Here is a 17,705-nt window from a genome sequence, read left to right on the forward strand (position 1 = left end):
ACGGAACTCTGCTTGGCCGCGCTCCGCCAATACCTTGGTTATGGCCGCAGTCAGCGTGGTCTTGCCATGGTCTACGTGGCCGATCGTTCCTATGTTGACGTGCGGTTTCGTCCTCTCGAATTTTGCCTTTGCCATGCAGGATTCCTCCGAGCTGTTCAATTTTGAGAATTGCTTCTCGTTGAAATAAGTGGAGCCCACAACCGGACTCGAACCGGTGACCTCTTCCTTACCAAGGAAGTGCTCTACCTCCTGAGCTATGTGGGCGCATGTGAAATTTGGAGCGGGAAACGGGACTCGAACCCGCGACCCTCAGCTTGGAAGGCTGATGCTCTAGCCAACTGAGCTACTCCCGCCAAATCGTCATCGAAGCGTCTTGAAGCCTCCGCACGACGTCGCCCCCAGTACGGGCAACCTAAGGTCTCCTGGGAATACGGCCGACCATGCGGGACTTCTGCAGATTGTATGGTGGAGGGAGGAGGATTCGAACCTCCGAAGTCGTTCGACGACAGATTTACAGTCTGTTCCCTTTGGCCGCTCGGGAATCCCTCCAGATGAAGAAGACAGCCGTGTTGCTTATGGAGCTGGCGACAGGACTTGAACCCGCAACCTGCTGATTACAAGTCAGCTGCTCTACCAGTTGAGCTACGCCAGCGCGAAAAACTCTTATGCACGCTTTCACGCTCAGAGTCAAGTTTTTTTCGCAAAAACAAGAATCAGATTTGTAATCCACTATCGCGCACGTGTCAAGCGAAAAGTTATCTTCCCTCGGCCGAGATCCTGCGGGAATCCGCGCGGGCACCCGGGGAACTAGAATGGCAGCAGATCCTTGGCGCGAAGCGTATCAACGAGAAGGCGTGCCGTCCCGGCGGGGTCCTTCTCGCCGTCGCCGAGGACCTGTCCCTTGGCGCGCTCGGGCGAAAAGATCCTGCTGACCCAGGTGGGTGAGCCCTTGAGTCCGATGGAGACGGGGTCAAGCCGCAACACCTCGTTGTTCCAGACCTCCACCGTGCAGGAAGCCGCCATGAGGCGGGCGGGAACGGCGGGATAGCGCGGCCGGTTGATCTCCCGCACAACCGTCAGCATGGCGGGGATCGGCCCCTGAACCAACTCGTACCGCCCCTCCAGCTTGCGTCGTACCCGGACCGTGCGGGCGTCCATGTCGACGTCCTCGATGCGGTCCACCAGCGTAAGCTGGGTCATGCCCAGGCGGGTGGCGATACCGGGCCCCACCTGCGCCGTATCGCCATCGATGGTCTGCTTCCCGCAAAGGACCAGTGCCACTTCATCTTCTTCGGCAAGCTTGCGGATCGCGGCGGAGAGGACATTGCTCGTGGCAAGAGTATCTGCACCACCAAAGGAACGATCGGACAGCAGAATCGCCCTGTCAACGCCGAGCGCCACTGCCTTGCGAATGGTCGCTTCGGCATTGGGCGGCCCCATGGAAATGGCGGCCACACGAACGCCATAGCGATCCTTGAGCCGCAGGCTTTCCTCCAGGGCGTGGGTATCATAGGGATTGACGATGAAAGGAATCCCCTCCCGCACCAGGGTATTGGTGACGGGATCGATCTGCACCTGGGTGGTGTCGGGAACCTGCTTAACGCAACAGACAACGAGCATGGCGGCACTCCTGGGTTTGCGGGGCGGCAATCCGATCTGCTTCAATTAAAAAGCATCTCATCACCCCGGTCAAGTCCTTCGCGGCCGGAATCCGCCCCCAGACCGCCCCCCTCCCCCACCGGCCGGCCCACTCAGAAGCTCACGGGTTGCCGACTCCCTGCCGCAGGTGCGCAAGGCTTCGAGCACGTTGCGCCGCTCCGACGGCAGATGCCAGAGCAACAGGGCTTTCTGCAGCCTCTTTTCCCGATCCCCCCGTGGCACGTGAACAGACGCCCCGGTGTAGGGATCGAGCCCCGTGTGGTACATGCAGGTGGAAAGGGTCCCGGGCGTGGGTGTGAAGTCCTGCACCTGCTCAACCCTGAGTCCGGCCCGCTTCAGGGACAGGGCGAGTTCGACCATATCGTCCAGGGTGCAACCGGGATGCCCCGACATGAGATAGGGTATGACGTACTGCTTTTTCCCGAGACGGGCGGATTCGCGGCGGAAGCGTTCCAAGAAGCGGTCGAAGGACTCCTTTCCGGGCTTGCGCATGAGATCGGTGACCCGTGCAACCATGTGCTCGGGGGCAACCTTGAGCAATCCGCCCACGTGGTGGGCGAGCAGCTCCCGGAAGTAGGCGGGTTGCCGCTCCATCAGATCGTAGCGGATGCCCGAGGAGACCGCCACATTCCGCACCCCCCGGACACCCCGCACCGCCCGCAGCAGAGCGGCGCCCCGCTCCCCGCCCATCGCCAGGTATCGGCAGGGCGAGGGGTAGAGACAGCTTTCCCGGCGGCATGCGTGGCCGCCCCGGGTGTTGCCGCAGTGCACGCCGTACATGTTCGCGGTGGGCCCGCCCACGTCGCTCACGCTCCCGCGGAACCAGGCCATGGCGACCATCCGCTCCACCTCGGCGAGCACCGAGCGTTCGCTGCGGGACTGGATGACCTTGCCCTGGTGGTGGGTAATGGCACAGAAGGAGCACCCGCCGAAGCAACCACGGTGAGTGGTGACCGAGGCCCGGATCTGCTCGTAGGCGGGAATCGGCTCGCCATGGGAGGGATGAGGCGCCCGCTGAAACGGGAGCGCATAGACCGAGTCCAGTTCCGCTTCTTCCAGAGGATAGGCCGGAGGATTGCACAGGAGGGTCCGGTCGCCGTGCCGCTGCACCAGGGGGTGCGCACAGTGCGGATTCTGCTCGCGGGAAAGGAGGCGAAACGCCTCGGCGTAACGGTGACGGTCGGCGGCCACCTCTTCGAAGGGGGGAAGTTCCACAACTCCGGCAGGAGGTGCGGCACCACGGCCGAGAACGACCGCCGTCCCCCTGATGTCGGCAATGGCCTGGAACGGTTCGCCGGCGCGCACCCGGCGGGCCAGCTCCAGGATGGGGCGCTCGCCCATGCCATGGACGAGCAGGTCGGCCTTGGCGTCCAGCAGCAACGAGCGGCGGACCTTGTCCTCCCAGTAGTCGTAGTGGGCAAAGCGCCGCAGGCTGGCTTCGATGCCGCCGATCACCACCGGCACGTCACGGTAGGCCTCTTTCAGCCGGGAGGTATAGACGATGGTGGCGCGATTGGGCCGGGCGCCGTGACGGTTGCCGGGGGTGTAGGCATCGTCGTGCCGGAGCTTCCTGGCGGGCGTGTAATGGGCCACCATGGAATCCATGGCACCGGAGGAAACGGCAAAGAAGAGCCGGGGGCGCCCCAGCGCCATGAACGGCTCCCTGGAGCGCCAGTCCGGCTGGGGAATGATCCCGACGCGGAAACCATGGAACTCGAGCCAGCGCGCCAGGAGCGGCACGCCAAAGGCGGGATGGTCCACATAGGCGTCGCCGGTGACGAAGACGATGTCCAGCTCGTCCCAGCCGCGCTTCAGGGCTTCGCCGCGGGTGACAGGGAGAAACGACATGGCCGGAAGGCGCCGTCAGGGGACGAGCGCCAAGCCCTCCAGGCCCAGCCCTTCGGGCAGCCCGCACATGATGTTCATGTTCTGCACCGCCTGCCCCGAGGCACCCTTGACCAGGTTGTCAATGGCCGAAACCACGATGACCCTGCCGGTACGCTGGTCCACGACCACTCCGATGTCACAGAAGTTCGAGCCGCGTACATGGGCGGTGGACGGTACATCGCCGGCGGGAAGGACCCGGACGAAGGGTTCGCCACCGTAGAATTCGGCATAGAGCCCGGCTAGCTCGGCGGTGGTGGCGGGTGCGAGCAGCCTGCCGTAGATGGTGGAGAGAATGCCCCGATCCATGGGAACAAGGTGGGGCGTAAAGGTGATGGTGATCCGCTCTTCGGCCAGCAGCGACAGCTCCTGCTCCATCTCGGGGGTATGGCGATGGACGCCGCCGACGCCATAGGCCTTGAACCCCTCGTTGACCTCGCAGTAGAGGTTGTCCACCTTGGCACCGCGCCCGGCCCCGGAAACGCCCGAGGCCGAATCGGAGATAATGCCCGTCGTATCAATGAGCTTATGCTTCAGAAGCGGCTGCAGCCCGAGAATGACGCTCGTGGGGTAGCACCCAGGGTTCGCCACGAGCTTGGCCCCCTTGACGGCAACCCGACGCACTTCGGGCAGGCCGTAGACCGCCTTGGGAAGGAGGTGCGGGTTCATGTGGGGCTCGTACCATTGCTCGTAGGTGGCGGCATCGTTGAAGCGATAGTCGGCCGACAGGTCGATCACCCGCTTGCCGAGCTTCAGGAAGGTGGGAACCACTTCCATGGCCGCCTTGTGGGGCAGTGCCGTGAAGATGATGTCCGCTTTCTCCGCAACCCGAACCGGCTCGAGGTTTTCGAGCACCTGGGCGTAGCGCCCCCGCAGGGACGGAAACAGGTCGGACACGGGCTTGCCCGCGCTCTGCTCCGACGTGATGCAGGTGACCGCCGCCTCCGGGTGGCAGTGGAGGATGCGCAGAAGTTCGACACCGGTATATCCGCTTGCTCCGACAACGGCTACTTTCAGCATGGCACGCTCCCCTTCCTGGAGAAATGAACGATGAACCGGAAACCTGGATACGCAAAAGGGGAAAACCCGCAGGTTTTCCCCTCTGTCCATCCGAAAACGGCGTAAGCCGATTAACGCTTGGAGAACTGGCAGCTTCTGCGGGCGGCCCGCTTGCCGTACTTCTTCCGCTCCTTGATGCGGGAATCGCGGGTGATGAAGCCGGCCTTCTTCAGGGTGCCGCGCAGGGCAACGTCCACTTCAAGCAGGGCCTTGGTGATGCCGTGCTTGATGGCGCCGGCCTGACCGGAGTCGCCGCCGCCCCTGACGTTGACGTGGATATCGAAGGCGCCGACCTTCTCCACGAGCTCCAGGGGCTGCTTGACGATCATCTTGGAGGTCTCGCGACCGAAGTACTCGTCGATCGGCTTGTTGTTGATGACGATGGCGCCCGTGCCCGGCTTGAGCCAGACCCTTGCGACCGACGACTTGCGCTTACCCGTACCGTAGTAGCTGATTCCTGCCATTCGTAATCTCCTGATGGTTCGTTCGTAATCCGATTAAATATCGAGGGTCTTGGGCTGCTGGGCCTCGTGCGGATGCTCGGGGCCGGCATAGACCTTGAGTTTCTTGAGCATGTGGCGGGCAAGCTTGTTCTTGGGGAGCATCCCCTTGACCGCCTTGCGGATCAGATCCTCGGGCTTCTTCTCGATGAGCTTGCCGGCGGTGATGGACTTGATGCCGCCCGGGAATCCGGTGTGGTGGTAGTACATCTTGTCCGCGAGCTTGTTGCCGGTGAGCTGGAGCTTCTCGGCATTGACGACGACGACGAAGTCGCCCGTGTCGACGCTCGGCGTGTAGATCGGCTTCTTTTTGCCGCGCAGGATGTTGGCGATCTCGGTGGCCATGCGACCGAGCACCTTGTTATCGGCATCAACCAGGTACCAGTCCCTGGTCACTTCTTCTTTCTTTGCAACCTTCGTCGTTTTCATCGAACCCTCACAGCATGGATGGAATGAATGTGTAAACCAAGCTTTTCTCAGCGAAGAACGGATGGTACTATGGGCTCAACTCGCTGTCAAGCAAAAACTTTTCCTCAGAAGCGGACCTCCTGGAGACAGAGTCCCTGGGGAGGAGCGGTGGGACCGGCCGGGGCGACGCCCGGGCAGGCGACCATGTGCGCCACGTGCTCCGGCGTCAGCTTCCCCCGCCCCACCTCCACCAGGGTACCCACCATGATCCGGACCATGTTGCGCAGAAAGCCCGAGCCATGGACATCCACCGTGAGCATCTCCCCCTCGGCACTGATCTCCACGGCATCCACCCGGCGGATGGTGGTTCGTGCGGCACAGCCGGCAGTGCGGAAGGAGGCGAAATCCCGCTCACCCGTCAGATGACGGGCCGCTTCGCGCATGGCGGCGAGATCGAGTGCCCCCCGCACGTGCCATGACTGGAGGCGGGCCAGAGGGGAGCGGCGCTCACCCCGATGGATGGTGTAGCGGTAGTGCTTGCCGGTGGCCGCGAACCGCGGATTGAAGCCAGGAGGAGCCTCATGGGCGCTCCGCACGGCGATGTCCGGCGGAAGCAGGGCATTGAGGCCGTCCGAAAACGCCCGCAGGGGAATCGCCCGGTCCGTGTCGAAGGCGGCCACCATCCCCCGGGCATGGACCCCGGCATCGGTGCGTCCCGAGGCACGCAGCCGCACGGCCCCCTTGAGCAGGCGCGCCAGGGCGCCCTCCACCACCTCCTGAATGGAAAGACCGTTGGGCTGCAATTGCCAGCCGGCATAGTTGGTGCCGTCGTATTCGAGTATCAGTGTGATGGTCCGCATGGAAACATGAAGACGCCCCGCTGGCGGGGCGTCTCGGTGCTGCGTGACGGTACGTTCGCGGCTGAGCCGCTACTTTTCCACCAGGATGCGGAGCATCCGGCGCAGGGGCTCCGCAGCGCCCCAGAGGAGCTGGTCGCCGCAGGTGAAGGCCTGCACGAACTGGGGCCCCATCTTCATCTTCCGCACGCGGCCCACGGGAACCGTGAGGAGCCCGGAAACCGCCGCCGGCGTGAGCTGGGCAAGGGTGTCGGCCTTGGTGTTGGGGACCAGCGTTACCCACTCATTGTCGTTGGCGATGATCTGCTCGATGTCGGCCAGCGGCAGGTCCTTGTTCAGCTTGATGGTGATCGCCTGGCTGTGGCAGCGCATGGCGCCGACGCGGACGCAAATGCCGTCGACCGGGATCGGGGTGGAGGTGCCGAGGATCTTGTTGGTCTCTGAAAACCCTTTCCACTCTTCGCGACTCTGGCCGTCCTCCACCTCACGGTCGATCCAGGGGAGCACGTTGCCGGCCAGCGGGAACCCGCCGAACTCCTTCATCGGCATGGACCCGTCACGCAGGGTTGCGGTCACCTTCCTGTCGATCTCCAGGATCGCCGAGCCCGGATTCTTCAACTCCTCGGCAACCACTCCCTGCAGCACGCCCATCTGGGAGAGGAGTTCGCGCATGTTGGGGGCGCCGGCGCCGGAAGCGGCCTGATAGGTCATGGACGACATCCACTCCACCAGACCGGCGCGGAACAGGCCGCCCAGCCCCATGAGCATGAGGCTGACGGTGCAGTTGCCGCCGACGAAATCCTTCTGCCCCTTGGCCAGGGCCGCGTCAATGACGTTGCGGTTGATCGGGTCGAGGATGATGACCGCACTCTCCTCCATCCGGAGGGTGGAGGCCGCATCGATCCAGTACCCCTGCCACCCCTGCTTGCGGAGTTCCGGATGAACCGCCTTGGTGTAGTCGCCCCCCTGGCAGGTGATGATGATATCGAGCTTCTTCAGCTCTGCGATGTCATCGGCGCTCTTGAGCGTTCCCGCGTTCATGGGGGCGGGCTGGCCCGCCTGGGAAGTGGAGAAGAAGACCGGCTCGATGCCGATGGCAAAATCACCCTCTTCCACCATCCGCTGGAGGAGGACCGAACCGACCATGCCGCGCCAACCGACGATTCCGACTTTCATAGGCAGAACTCCTTTTTCGGGAATGAATTGATTGAGCCGTTACAGGGCCGCGATGATCGCGTCGCCCATCTCCTTGGTGTTGACGAGTTTCTCGCCTTCTTTCTGCTGGTAGATGTCACGGGTCCGGAAGCCCTGATCCAGCACCGTTGCCACTGCGTTGTCGATGGCGTCGGCCGCGTCGACCATGCCGAAGGAGAACTTGAGCATCATCCCCATGGAGAGGATCTGGGCGATGGGGTTGGCGATACCCTGGCCGGCGATATCGGGGGCGCTGCCGCCGGAGGGCTCGTACATGCCGAAGGTCCCCTCGGCAAGCGACGCGGAGGGCAGCATCCCGAGGGAACCGGTCAGCATGGCCGCCTCGTCCGAGAGGATGTCGCCGAACATGTTCTCGCACAGGATCACGTCGAACTGCTTGGGCCAGCGGACCAGTTGCATGGCGGCGTTGTCCACGTACATGTGGGAGAGCTCCACGTCCGGGTATTCCTTGGCAATGCCGGTGACCACCTCGCGCCAGAGAACCGACGAGGAGAGGACGTTGGCCTTGTCGATGGAGCAGACCTTCTTGCCCCGCTTGCGGGCTGCCTGGAAGGCCACGTGGGTGATCCGCTCGATCTCGGGCACGCTGTAGCGCATGGTGTCGAAACCGACCCGGTCGCGCCCTTCGCCTTCGATCCCCTTGGGCTGGGCAAAGTAGATGCCGCCGGTGAGCTCCCGGATGACCAGCACGTTGAAGCCCCCGGCTATTACCTCCTCCTTGAGGGATGAGGCGCCGGTGAGGGACGGGAAGATGATGGCCGGCCGCAGGTTGGCGTAGAGACCGAAGATCTTCCGCAGCGGCAGGAGGGCGCCCCGCTCGGGCTGCTCGTCCGGAGGGAGCGACTCCCACTTGGGTCCGCCCACGGAGCCGAAGAGGATGGCGTCGGCAGCCTTGCAGATGGTCACGGTGGTGTCGGGAAGAGCTTTCCCCTCATTGTCGATGCCGGCGCCCCCCACGTTGGCGTGGGTCCGCTCGAACGTCACGTCGTATTTCGCCTCCACGGCATCCAGCACCCGGAGCGCCTCGGCCATCACCTCGGGACCGATGCCGTCACCGGGAAGAACCGCCACCTTGAACACCTGAGCCATCCGAACCCCCTTCTTGCAGGAAAAATTACAAAAGTTCTCAATTCTATTGGTGAATACAGATGGTTGTCAACAAAAATCCGGAATTTGAAAGGGGGGCAAGCACCACGACCGGAAGGATTCCATATGGATCGAGGCGTTCAGATGCGAGGCGCAGAAGAGCGCTACCTGGGAAAAGATGAAGCAGTCCACGGAAGAACCAGGCTGGCCGTTCGCCGCCATTATCCGGAAAACAAGGGGAAAGCGGTCACTGCTGCGCCTCAGCTCCGGACTCCCGCGGCCGGCGGGCACAAAAGAGCCGGGGCCACTCATCCCTCGGATACGTCGGCATCCCGGCAGCCCCTGAGAGGCCCAGGGGTTCCACCCCGCCCTCGCGGGTGGTTTAGTCTTATCGGCTATCCAGCTATCCGTGTGCCTTTTCAGATGCGACCGCTAGACAGCAAAATACAAACAAAAAGCAACAATTAGTAGTTACCGCCCAACCGGCTCTTGGCGCCTCCACCGATAAAACCGCTCCGCCACCGGATGTCCGGCCGCCTGCTCCAGCAGGGCCGGGGCACGGCCGGCAGCCCAATGAAGGCTGCCGGCCGTGCCGTCCGCTACTTGTGCTCGTCGCAGGCACTGGTGAGGGCGGTGCAGTTCCCCTCCCCGTAGGAGGTCGGCGACGATGCCTTCCTGAAGTTCGTCATGACCTGCGCCTTCTTGCCGGTGGAATCGATATAGGCATAGGGCGCGGGGTCGGAGTTGTAGCCGATGAACCGGCCGTGGTTCAGGCCGTGCGGACTCACCGAATGGCACGCGACACAGGCCACGTTGTTTTCGTGGTCGCTTTCGCTGTGAACGTTGTTGTACCAGCCGCTGGAGCCGCCACTTCCCTTGAGGGGGTGACACCTGGCGCAGAACAGGGTGGTCTGCCAGTTGCCGGCGTTGTTCCGCACGTCTCCCAGGGTCCAGAGCTTGCCGTCGGGGCGCGTGGGCCAGGTGGTGCCGGTAATCAGCATGGACTTACCGGTCGAGCCGGGGGTGTGACAGTCGCTGCACTTCATCACCTGGGTGCCGACGGCGGTCCAGGGCGCCTTCATCTGGTTTGCCCGCAGAGCCCGCGGCGCGGCGGAACCGGTCTGGCTGTTGAGGGGCACCTGGACCGGGTGGGCCGACGCGTTGGCCGGGTTGAACTCCCGGGCCTTGTCGGTAAAGGGCTTGCCCGACGGGCCGACGATGGCGCTCACGCCGTTGGTGGCGGTGAACGCATAGGTGGAGTGACACTTATAGCACAGCTGGTATTCCTTGGTCGCAGGCTGCACGGCCGTGTACCCGGTCGGCGAGGTCCACGCCGCCGTAGCATTCGGCTGGACCCCGTCGTACTGGCTGAAGTTGGCGACGTAGTCGCCGTGCTTGTCCAGGTGGGACTGGGCGCCGTGGCAATTGGAGCAGGCATACTGCTGGCCCGCCACGCCGGCGGTGATGGTGTCCATTACATCCTGATTCGTGCTGTTGTGACAGGTCTGGCAGACGGTGGCCGCGAAGCCGCCGTGCTGCGTGATCAGGTTGTTCTTGTGACAGAAGGAGCAGGTCCCCTGCCCCACCGCGGCCACATGCCCCGCCATGGCCGGAACGGCCATGGCGAGCAGTGCTGCGAATGTCATGACTATGCGTTTCATAGGGCTCCTCCATTGATCGGTCGGTTGGATGTGGTTCACGTCTCGCCTCCCCGCTACTGCACCAGGAAGGCCCCCTCGGCAACGTAGAGGCTGCTCGAGGTGGTGGTGACACGGAACTTCATCCAGCCGTAGCCGTTCATCCGCTGCGCGATGGAGGTGACGTCGATATCCTTCCAGCCGGTGCTGCTCGTGCTGTAGCTCACCGAGTAGCTGCTGTTCACCGATGTGCCGTTGGACTGGTACGGATAGATGCGCAGCGTCCGCGAGGAACTGATGGAGGAGACGTACAGCCGCAGCACTACCTTGCTTGCGGTCAGGGCGTCGCGGTTCAGCTTCATGGCGATGACATAGTTCTCGCCACTCCTGTACTGCAGCAGATACCGGTCTGCAAGGTTGCTGTCGCGGAACCTGGAGGTCAGGTCGTTGCTGCTGCTGTCAGAGGAGGTGACACTGTTCAGCCGCTGCAGGTACAGCACTTGGTCCGCAAACACCGAGCTGCTGCCCGCTTGGCTCTGAACCGTCACCACCGCCGTATCGCTGGCCGTGTCGCCGCTGTTGTCGGTCACGGTAAGGGTCACCGTGTAGGTGCCTGCCGTGGTGTAGGCTTTGGTGACGCTCACCCCGCTTCCCGTGGTGCCGTCGCCGAAGTTCCACACATACCCCACGATACTTCCGTCAGGATCGCTGGAGCCCGAACCGGAGAAGGTGATGGCCTGGCCGACGGTAACGGTCCGGTCAGCCCCCGCGTTGGCCGAGGGGCCCCGGTTGGCGCCGCCGTGGATCATGGTGTGGCAACTGCGGCAGTTCTGCTGGATTCCAGCCATGCCGTCGCTGATGGTCTTCACGTACAGCTCATTGGTGCTCGTATGGCAGCCGTTGCAGTAGACCGGTGTGGCGGCCTTCTCATGGGCTGTCACCGCGTTGTCCGAATGGCACTGGCCGCAGTTGGGGGCGGGCAGCCCCACCATGTCGTGCTGCCCGGCGTGGTTGCCGAAGCCGCCGATGGCGCTGTGGCAGTCAGCACAATAGACCAGCGTGCCGCCCAGCCCCTTCTGCACCGCCGCCGTCACCGACGCGTTGTCGCTGGCGTGGCAGGCCGCGCACTGGAAGCCCTTTACCGCGTGCAGCTCAACCAGGTTCGGAATATGACAGGAGCTGCAGTCGCCGTACGGGACCAGCACCTTGCCGTCATGGGCGCTCTGGTGGGTCACCTGGCCGTGGCAGTCCACGCAGTAGACCGCCTGGCCGCTCCGCCCCGCGGCAATGGCCTGCTGGACCGCCGTGCTGCTGCTGGAGTGGCAGGTGGCGCAGGTAGACGTGCGGGTCAGGTGCTCGTCGAGCACGCTCTTGGTGTGGCACTGGGCACAGGCCGGAGAGGCGAGCGCCTGATCGTGCTGGGCCACGTGGTTCACCGCCCCGTGGCAGTTGGCGCAGGAGACCGTGATCCCGGCGCGGCCGTCGCTTATCGTCTTCTGCACCGCGGCGTTGGTGCTGTTGTGGCAGGTGGCGCAGGTGGAAGAGCGATTCGTGTGCTCGTACACCACGCCCTGGCCATGGCACGAGGCGCAATCGGCAGGGGTGGTCACCTTGTCGTGCTGCTGGACGTGATTCACGTTCGCGTGGCAGTTGGAGCAGTAGACCGTGATGCCCGCCTTGCCGGCGGCAATGGCCTGCTGGACCGCGGGAGCGGCGCTCGAGTGGCAGGTGGCGCAGGTTGAAGCCCGCGAGAGGTGCTCGTTCACCACCCCCAGGTTGTGGCACTGGGCACAGTCGGCATTGGCCATGGCCTTGTCGTGCTGCTGGATGTGGTTCACGGCGCCGTGACAGTTGGCGCAGGAAACCATGGTGCCGGTCCGGCCGAGGGTGATCGTCTGCTGTACCGTGGTGTTGGAACTGTTGTGACAGGTGGCGCAGGTGGAGGTCCGGTTGGTGTGCTCCTGGACCGGCCCCTGATTGTGACAGCCGGAGCAATCCGCCGGCGTGGAAACCTTGTCGTGCTGAAGCACGTGGTTCACCGTGCCGTGACAGGTGACACAGTACACGGCAATGCCGGCCCGACCGTCGGCGATGGCCTTCTGCACCGCGGGCTGGGTGCTGGCGTGACAGGTGGCGCAGGTGGAGGTCCGGTTCAGGTGCTCGAAGACGACCCCCTGGGCGTGGCACTGGACGCAGTCGGGAGATGGGAATGCCCTGTCATGCTGGGTAATGTGGTTTACCGCGCCGTGGCAGGTGATACAGTTGACCATGACGCCGGCCCGGCCGTCGGTGATGGCCTTCTGCACCGCGGGAGCCGTGCTGGAATGGCAGGTGGAGCAGGACGACGTTCTGCTCAGGTGTTCGGCCACGGGAGTCTGGGTGTGGCACTGGGCGCAATCGGCCGCGGTGGCAACCATGTTGTGGGCCGCGGCGTGGTCCACCTGGCCGTGGCAGACGATACAGTCGGTGATCACCTCGATGGTGAATCCGCCCGTTCCGTCGGGAATCGCCCGGTGGCACTGGAGGCAGGTGATACCCCTGCTGCTGGCTACCGCATGGTGCTGCTGGGGAATGGAGCCGTAGGTGCTCCCGGTGTGGCACGTCGTGCAGTCGGTTGCGGTAAGAGCCCGGGCATCCCGGACAATTCCCGGACCAGCCATCAGCATGACGGCTACCCCCCACAGGCACATCAGAATCTGCGGGAAAATGGTGATAATCCTCGACCTGTTCAAAGCGCAAAGTCCTCCTTTCAATGATTCTTCACACTGGCGGGTAAACAATTCAAATACACAATTCAATATACAGCGATGTCAAAAATACATCACAGGCGCAACAAATTAACGTATCTTACTTAAAAAAACAAGGGGGAAAATACGACAAATCAACACATTGCAGCGTCTACTGAGATACGGAAAGGCTCCCCAAAATACACATAAAATCAAATAAGTGCGGAACCGCAACTGTCATTTAACCGTCATGCCCGGCGAAATAGCCGGACAATGCAACGTAACTGCGCAACTGCCGGTACATGAGAGAGCACTAAGCAGTACTTGTGCCAAACTGCCCACAAAATGACAGATGCCTTCAAAAAAACGACACACGCGAGTGTCCTCACGGGGTTATGGTTGCCGTGCGCAAAGAAAACACAACGGCCCGGTCATCTTCGCGATAAGACCGGGCCGTGAAAAGCCGTGTCCGGGGGAACAGGTGCGGGGACGATCAGGGGATCGGCGCCACCGCGTGGGGATGGGCTGCGCCCGTGCGCTCGCCGACCGCGCGCAGCAGCGCCTTCACCTCGGCCGGCATCTCCTTTCCCTCCTTGAGCATGGCCCGCATCTGGCCGGCCAGGTAGGAATGATTGATGAGGAGATCGAGAACCGAGAGCATGAATTCCTGCTTCCAGGCCGATAGCTGGTGCAGGTTCTGGAACTTGTGCATGAAGAACTGCTGGGAGGCCTTGCCGAGTTGGCGCTCCAGCTCTTCCAGGGTCATGTGCTTCGGCTTGATGACCGGCTCCACCAGGTTGTACTTGCGGTAGTCCTTGGTGGCCACGTACTCCTCCAGTTGGGGATAGAGCTCGGCGTAGGGCCAGGGCGCGATGGCCAGGAAAAAGGCCATGTCGGGATTGTAGTGCTTGGCCAGCTCAATGGTCTGGGCAATGGATTCCGGCGTATCGTCGGGCATGCCGAGCACGAAGGAGGTTTCCGAGACGATGTCGGCGTTGTTGATCAGGTCGATAGCCTGCTTGGACTGCTCCACCTGGGTGTCCTTCTTGAAAAGGTCCAGGGTCTCCTGGGTGCCGGCCTCCACCCCCACGTAGATATGCTCGACGCCCCCTTCCCGGTACCTGTCCATAATGTCCGCATCACGCAGGATGTCGTCCACCCTCGTTTCCATGAGGAGCTTGACTGGAACCTGCCGCTCGATCATCAGATCCAGGATGCGGACCCATCGCTGCCGGTCAAAGGTGGGAATCTCGTCCGAGAGCATGGCCACCTGAACGCCGTGTACGGTGTGGAGCATCTCCAGCTCCGCCACGAAATTCTCGGCGGAGCGGGCGCGCCACGACTGGGACCAGAAGAGCTGCTGGGAACAAAAGGAGCACTGCTGCTTGCACCCCCGGGACGAGGAGACGATGGCGAGCCGGGCGTCGTTCTTTGCCCGGTAGGTGTAAATGGGCCACTCCACCAGATCCCAGGCCATGGGGAGCCCATCAAGGTCGTGAATGTACGGCGCCCGTGGCGTTACCACCACACCGCCGTCCCGCCGGAAGGCGAGCCCTTCCACCTTGTTCGGATCGTCTCCGGCATTGAGGCAGGTACAGAGCCGGGGCAACGTTACTTCACCCTCGCCCCGGACGATGAAGTCGACGGCGTCGTGGTCATGGGCGAGGATCTCGTCGTAGCAGAAGGTGGCGTGCACATTGCCGAGCACGGTCACGATGCCGGGATCGATCTCCTTGGCGAAGCGCAGCAGCCTGATCGCGTCGACGATGGAGGCGGTGAAGGCGGTGGTGGCCACTACGTCGGGGCGGAACGCCTCGATCCGCCTCCTGATGTCGGGCCACGTGTGCCACAGGGACATGGCATCATAGTAATCGACCTCATACCCCGCTGCCCTGAGAGACCCGGCGATGTAGACAAATCCGACATTAAGCCAGGTACCGGCTGATTCCACGACCCCCGAGTGATAGGGGGGCGTGATGAGCGCCACACGCTTTATCTTCTTCATCAATAGCTCCTCTATTCCATAACAGGCGGAAACCGCAACGGGTTGCCTAAAGCAAAAAATGGACCGCGTTTAATAAAAATTTAAAAATCCCACATTCCTCACCGGAACACAACGATTTTCTCCAAAAGGAACTGCGGTGCGGTTCCGGTGGAGTCGCGGCAAAAAAACGTCATTTAGCCGGATCGTCGAAAGACTGGGAGGCTGTTCGCGCATGAAGCCGCCGGATGCGTCACTGACCTGCCGCATCGGCTGGGCACCGTTGCGCATGCGGCAGGGCTGCGTCGAGAAGTGCGTGCCCGGGAAATGCTGCAACGGCGGAAAACGGACCACCAGTGCCGTACGCGCGGCCATGCCTCAATGGAATACCATGCCGTACACGCACAGATAACCGGCGCCGAACGTGGCAAACAGGACCAGGTGCTTGATGATGAGCATCCGGCGGCGGACCTTCTCCGCATCGGGTCCGTACCAGTTCTCCACATAGGTGAAGGTCCGGCCGGCGCCCGTTGCCATGATCACCACCATGGCCACGACGCTGGCCCAGAAGAAGATGTGCTCCAGCCGGTTGAGAATCGCAACGATCTCCGTGGGCTGCCCGCCGTGCATCCGGTGGATCAGGACAATGGCGGCAATGGCGGCAAGCCAGATGCCGGCCGCGAAGTCATGGACAAAGCCGTTGAGAATCACGGCTGCATTTTTCACGTTCATGCAAGGTCTCTCTCTGAAGGCAGTGACGCCGGATATCTACTTGAAATACTCCGAATGGATCGACGAACCGATGAGCGGCGTAAAGATGAGCGAAATCACCGAGAGAACGAAGCAGATCAGGTAGAGGTAGGCCGCCCGCTCACCGTTCCAGCCGAAGAAACGGCGCAGGTGGAGGTAAATGCCGAAGGCGATCCATGTCATGAGGGACCAGGTCTCCACCGGGTCCCAGCCCCAGAAACGCCCCCACGACTGGTATGCCCAGATGCTTCCGGCCACCATGGCGATACCCCAGAAGGTGAAGCTGAAGCCGGCAAAACGAAATGACAGGATATCGAGGATCTCCAGTTCGGGGAGCCGCTGGAGCCAGGAGATCCCGGTCCGCTTCCGGAGGAGGTAGAAGAGGGAGAACGCCAGGGCCACCAGCAGGGTGAAGAGCGATATCTTGTAGAAGATCACGTGCAGGACGAGCCAGACGCTCCTCAGCGTGGGGGGGAGCATCTTGGCCTGGGGCTCGATGAACAGGCCCACGGCGATCATGAGGAAGGTGACCGGGAAAACCAGGATGCTCGCCGCCTTGATGCGGGGGAAAAAGCGTGCGGATGTCATGAACAGGGCCAGCACGGCCCAGGCGTGGGAGGAGAGGACCTCGAACCGGCCGATGTAGGGGCCGTGGCCGACGATCTTCCACCACCAGAGGATGCCGATCCCGTGCACCAGGAGCCCCCCGAGCACCAGGGCCTCGCTGACGGCAACGGCGCGCTCCTTGCGGAACATGAGGCCCGATACGTTGAAGATGGTGGCGATGACGTAGACAACCACCGCTACCCAGTGAATTATGGTGATGTGCGCAAAGGATGAATCCATGAGTACTCCTTACCCCTGTGTGAACGTGTGGCCGCGCCGTACGCGGCTCATCCCCGATGCCCCCCGCCCGGTACCCGGTCCCCGCCGGCTGCCTCGTCCGCAGGCAGGCACTCGCGGCAGATGCGCTCGAACTCCTCCTGGTAGAGCTCCGCGAACCGGGGGGCACGCCAGGCGAGCCGGCATCCCTTCCCCTCCTTCACGGCCAGGAGCTCGCGGGGCGGGGACAGGTAACTCATTCCCCCGCCGAGGGCAATGACCAGAAAGGCGAAGAATATTCCTTCCATGCCCGTGGTATCGATAAAAATGATGCCGCCCCACCACTCCGACTTTACGAGAGTGACGGGATGGCCGCCCAGGGTCCCGGACGCGCCGGCGGTGAGGGAGAGTTCCTCCACCACTTTCCCCGCCTTCACCAGTTGCAGCAGGAGCAGGGGGTTGTCACCCACGGGCGCCCGCCGGTCACTGTCGGGATAGTATTTGGCCCTGATCGTCGCCGAGGTCCAGGGGACCGTAAAGTCCTTGAACGGGGTGTCGTCGCCGGTGAAGCGGCTGTCGACCATGAAGATATCGCCCTGCCAGGCCCCGTTCGCATCCTGAAATCCCACGTAAAAGGCCCTGCCGAACGACTTGCCCTGGAAGACCCTGATCCCGCTGTGCCGGATCGTCTTGTTGACATGCATGGAGTAGGGGCTGTGCCGGCCGTCCGCGCCGATGAACGTGAAATCGGTTGTGAGCTGTTTGAGATTGCCGTTGGGCCAGAACTCGGGGACCACACGGTCGAGACGCACCGCCTCGGGAAGCGCGAATGTCCCCGCCAGCAGCCCCATATCCTGCCGTGTCCACGGATCCCCCGCACCGTGGACCTCCCCTTCCAGGAGATCGATTGACCCCCGCTTTTCATAGAGGAGGATGACAAGCGATGCAGCCACTGCCGCGACAATGCCCAGATGGAGCAGGACATTGCCCCAGTAGCCCCAGGGATTCTTGACGAGGCGGATCGAATCGCCATCGGAGCGGACCCGGAGATAGCCCAGCCTGCCGGCAGCGGCGGCAACCGTTTCCGGAGCGCAGGCAAGGACCAGGCTTTTGCCGCCCCC

At 62.8% G+C, this 17,705-nt stretch carries 16 protein-coding genes and 4 tRNA genes; all 20 read right to left on the reverse strand.

The window, feature by feature from the left end; genetic code table 11:
* Window positions 1-135: GTP-binding protein (locus AC6CDK_RS15010; protein WP_264158267.1), on the reverse strand; the 135-nt coding region annotated here is incomplete at its 3' end.
* Window positions 136-188: 53 nt separating this feature from the next.
* Window positions 189-264, reverse strand: a tRNA-Thr gene (locus AC6CDK_RS15015).
* A 12-nt stretch (window positions 265-276) separates the two neighbouring features.
* A tRNA-Gly gene (locus AC6CDK_RS15020) sits at window positions 277-353 on the reverse strand.
* Window positions 354-463: 110 nt separating this feature from the next.
* Window positions 464-549, reverse strand: a tRNA-Tyr gene (locus tag AC6CDK_RS15025).
* 27 nt (window positions 550-576) lie between these two features.
* Window positions 577-652 (reverse strand) — tRNA-Thr (locus AC6CDK_RS15030).
* A 155-nt stretch (window positions 653-807) separates the two neighbouring features.
* Window positions 808-1,620 (reverse strand): electron transfer flavoprotein subunit beta/FixA family protein, encoded by an 813-nt coding sequence (locus tag AC6CDK_RS15035; RefSeq protein ID WP_039646523.1) that lies wholly within the window; start codon window positions 1,618-1,620, stop codon window positions 808-810.
* Between the two features lie 69 nt (window positions 1,621-1,689).
* Window positions 1,690-3,507 (reverse strand): YgiQ family radical SAM protein, encoded by a 1,818-nt coding sequence (locus AC6CDK_RS15040; protein WP_192905810.1) that lies wholly within the window; start codon window positions 3,505-3,507, stop codon window positions 1,690-1,692.
* A gap of 15 nt (window positions 3,508-3,522) precedes the next feature.
* Window positions 3,523-4,563: an N-acetyl-gamma-glutamyl-phosphate reductase gene (gene argC, locus AC6CDK_RS15045; RefSeq protein ID WP_192905811.1), complete on the reverse strand. Its 1,041-nt coding sequence runs from the start codon at window positions 4,561-4,563 to the stop codon at window positions 3,523-3,525.
* A 110-nt stretch (window positions 4,564-4,673) separates the two neighbouring features.
* Window positions 4,674-5,066 carry a 30S ribosomal protein S9 gene (gene rpsI, locus AC6CDK_RS15050; protein ID WP_039646529.1) on the reverse strand — a complete coding sequence of 131 codons (393 nt, stop codon included), beginning with the start codon at window positions 5,064-5,066 and terminating at the stop codon, window positions 4,674-4,676.
* A gap of 33 nt (window positions 5,067-5,099) precedes the next feature.
* A complete protein-coding gene (gene rplM / locus AC6CDK_RS15055) occupies window positions 5,100-5,531 on the reverse strand; it encodes a 50S ribosomal protein L13 (RefSeq protein ID WP_066357936.1) in 432 nt (143 codons plus the stop codon).
* Between the two features lie 104 nt (window positions 5,532-5,635).
* On the reverse strand, window positions 5,636-6,370 hold the full coding sequence (truA, locus tag AC6CDK_RS15060) for a tRNA pseudouridine(38-40) synthase TruA (RefSeq protein ID WP_192905812.1): 735 nt from the start codon (window positions 6,368-6,370) through the stop codon (window positions 5,636-5,638).
* Between the two features lie 69 nt (window positions 6,371-6,439).
* Window positions 6,440-7,543, reverse strand: a complete 1,104-nt coding sequence (gene asd / locus AC6CDK_RS15065) for an aspartate-semialdehyde dehydrogenase (RefSeq protein WP_039646535.1) — start codon at window positions 7,541-7,543, stop codon at window positions 6,440-6,442.
* A gap of 39 nt (window positions 7,544-7,582) precedes the next feature.
* Window positions 7,583-8,671 (reverse strand): 3-isopropylmalate dehydrogenase, encoded by a 1,089-nt coding sequence (gene leuB / locus AC6CDK_RS15070; RefSeq protein WP_039646537.1) that lies wholly within the window; start codon window positions 8,669-8,671, stop codon window positions 7,583-7,585.
* A 596-nt stretch (window positions 8,672-9,267) separates the two neighbouring features.
* Window positions 9,268-10,329 carry a hypothetical protein gene (locus AC6CDK_RS15075; RefSeq protein ID WP_039646539.1) on the reverse strand — a complete coding sequence of 354 codons (1,062 nt, stop codon included), beginning with the start codon at window positions 10,327-10,329 and terminating at the stop codon, window positions 9,268-9,270.
* Window positions 10,330-10,382: 53 nt separating this feature from the next.
* On the reverse strand, window positions 10,383-13,037 hold the full coding sequence (locus tag AC6CDK_RS15080; RefSeq protein WP_192905813.1) for a PKD domain-containing protein: 2,655 nt from the start codon (window positions 13,035-13,037) through the stop codon (window positions 10,383-10,385).
* Window positions 13,038-13,524: 487 nt separating this feature from the next.
* Window positions 13,525-15,036 (reverse strand): B12-binding domain-containing radical SAM protein, encoded by a 1,512-nt coding sequence (locus AC6CDK_RS15085; RefSeq protein WP_066357937.1) that lies wholly within the window; start codon window positions 15,034-15,036, stop codon window positions 13,525-13,527.
* Between the two features lie 69 nt (window positions 15,037-15,105).
* Window positions 15,106-15,387: a hypothetical protein gene (locus AC6CDK_RS15090; RefSeq protein WP_192905814.1), complete on the reverse strand. Its 282-nt coding sequence runs from the start codon at window positions 15,385-15,387 to the stop codon at window positions 15,106-15,108.
* Between the two features lie 3 nt (window positions 15,388-15,390).
* Entirely contained in the window at window positions 15,391-15,744 is a 354-nt protein-coding gene (locus AC6CDK_RS15095; protein ID WP_066357938.1) for a hypothetical protein, read from the reverse strand.
* Between the two features lie 36 nt (window positions 15,745-15,780).
* A complete protein-coding gene (locus AC6CDK_RS15100) occupies window positions 15,781-16,608 on the reverse strand; it encodes a cytochrome c biogenesis protein (protein WP_192905815.1) in 828 nt (275 codons plus the stop codon).
* 47 nt (window positions 16,609-16,655) lie between these two features.
* On the reverse strand, window positions 16,656-17,705 hold a 1,050-nt coding region (locus AC6CDK_RS15105), incomplete at its 5' end, for a cytochrome c biogenesis ResB family protein (RefSeq protein ID WP_496639899.1).

The organism is Geobacter sp. PheSNFMC (assembly GCF_059620965.1).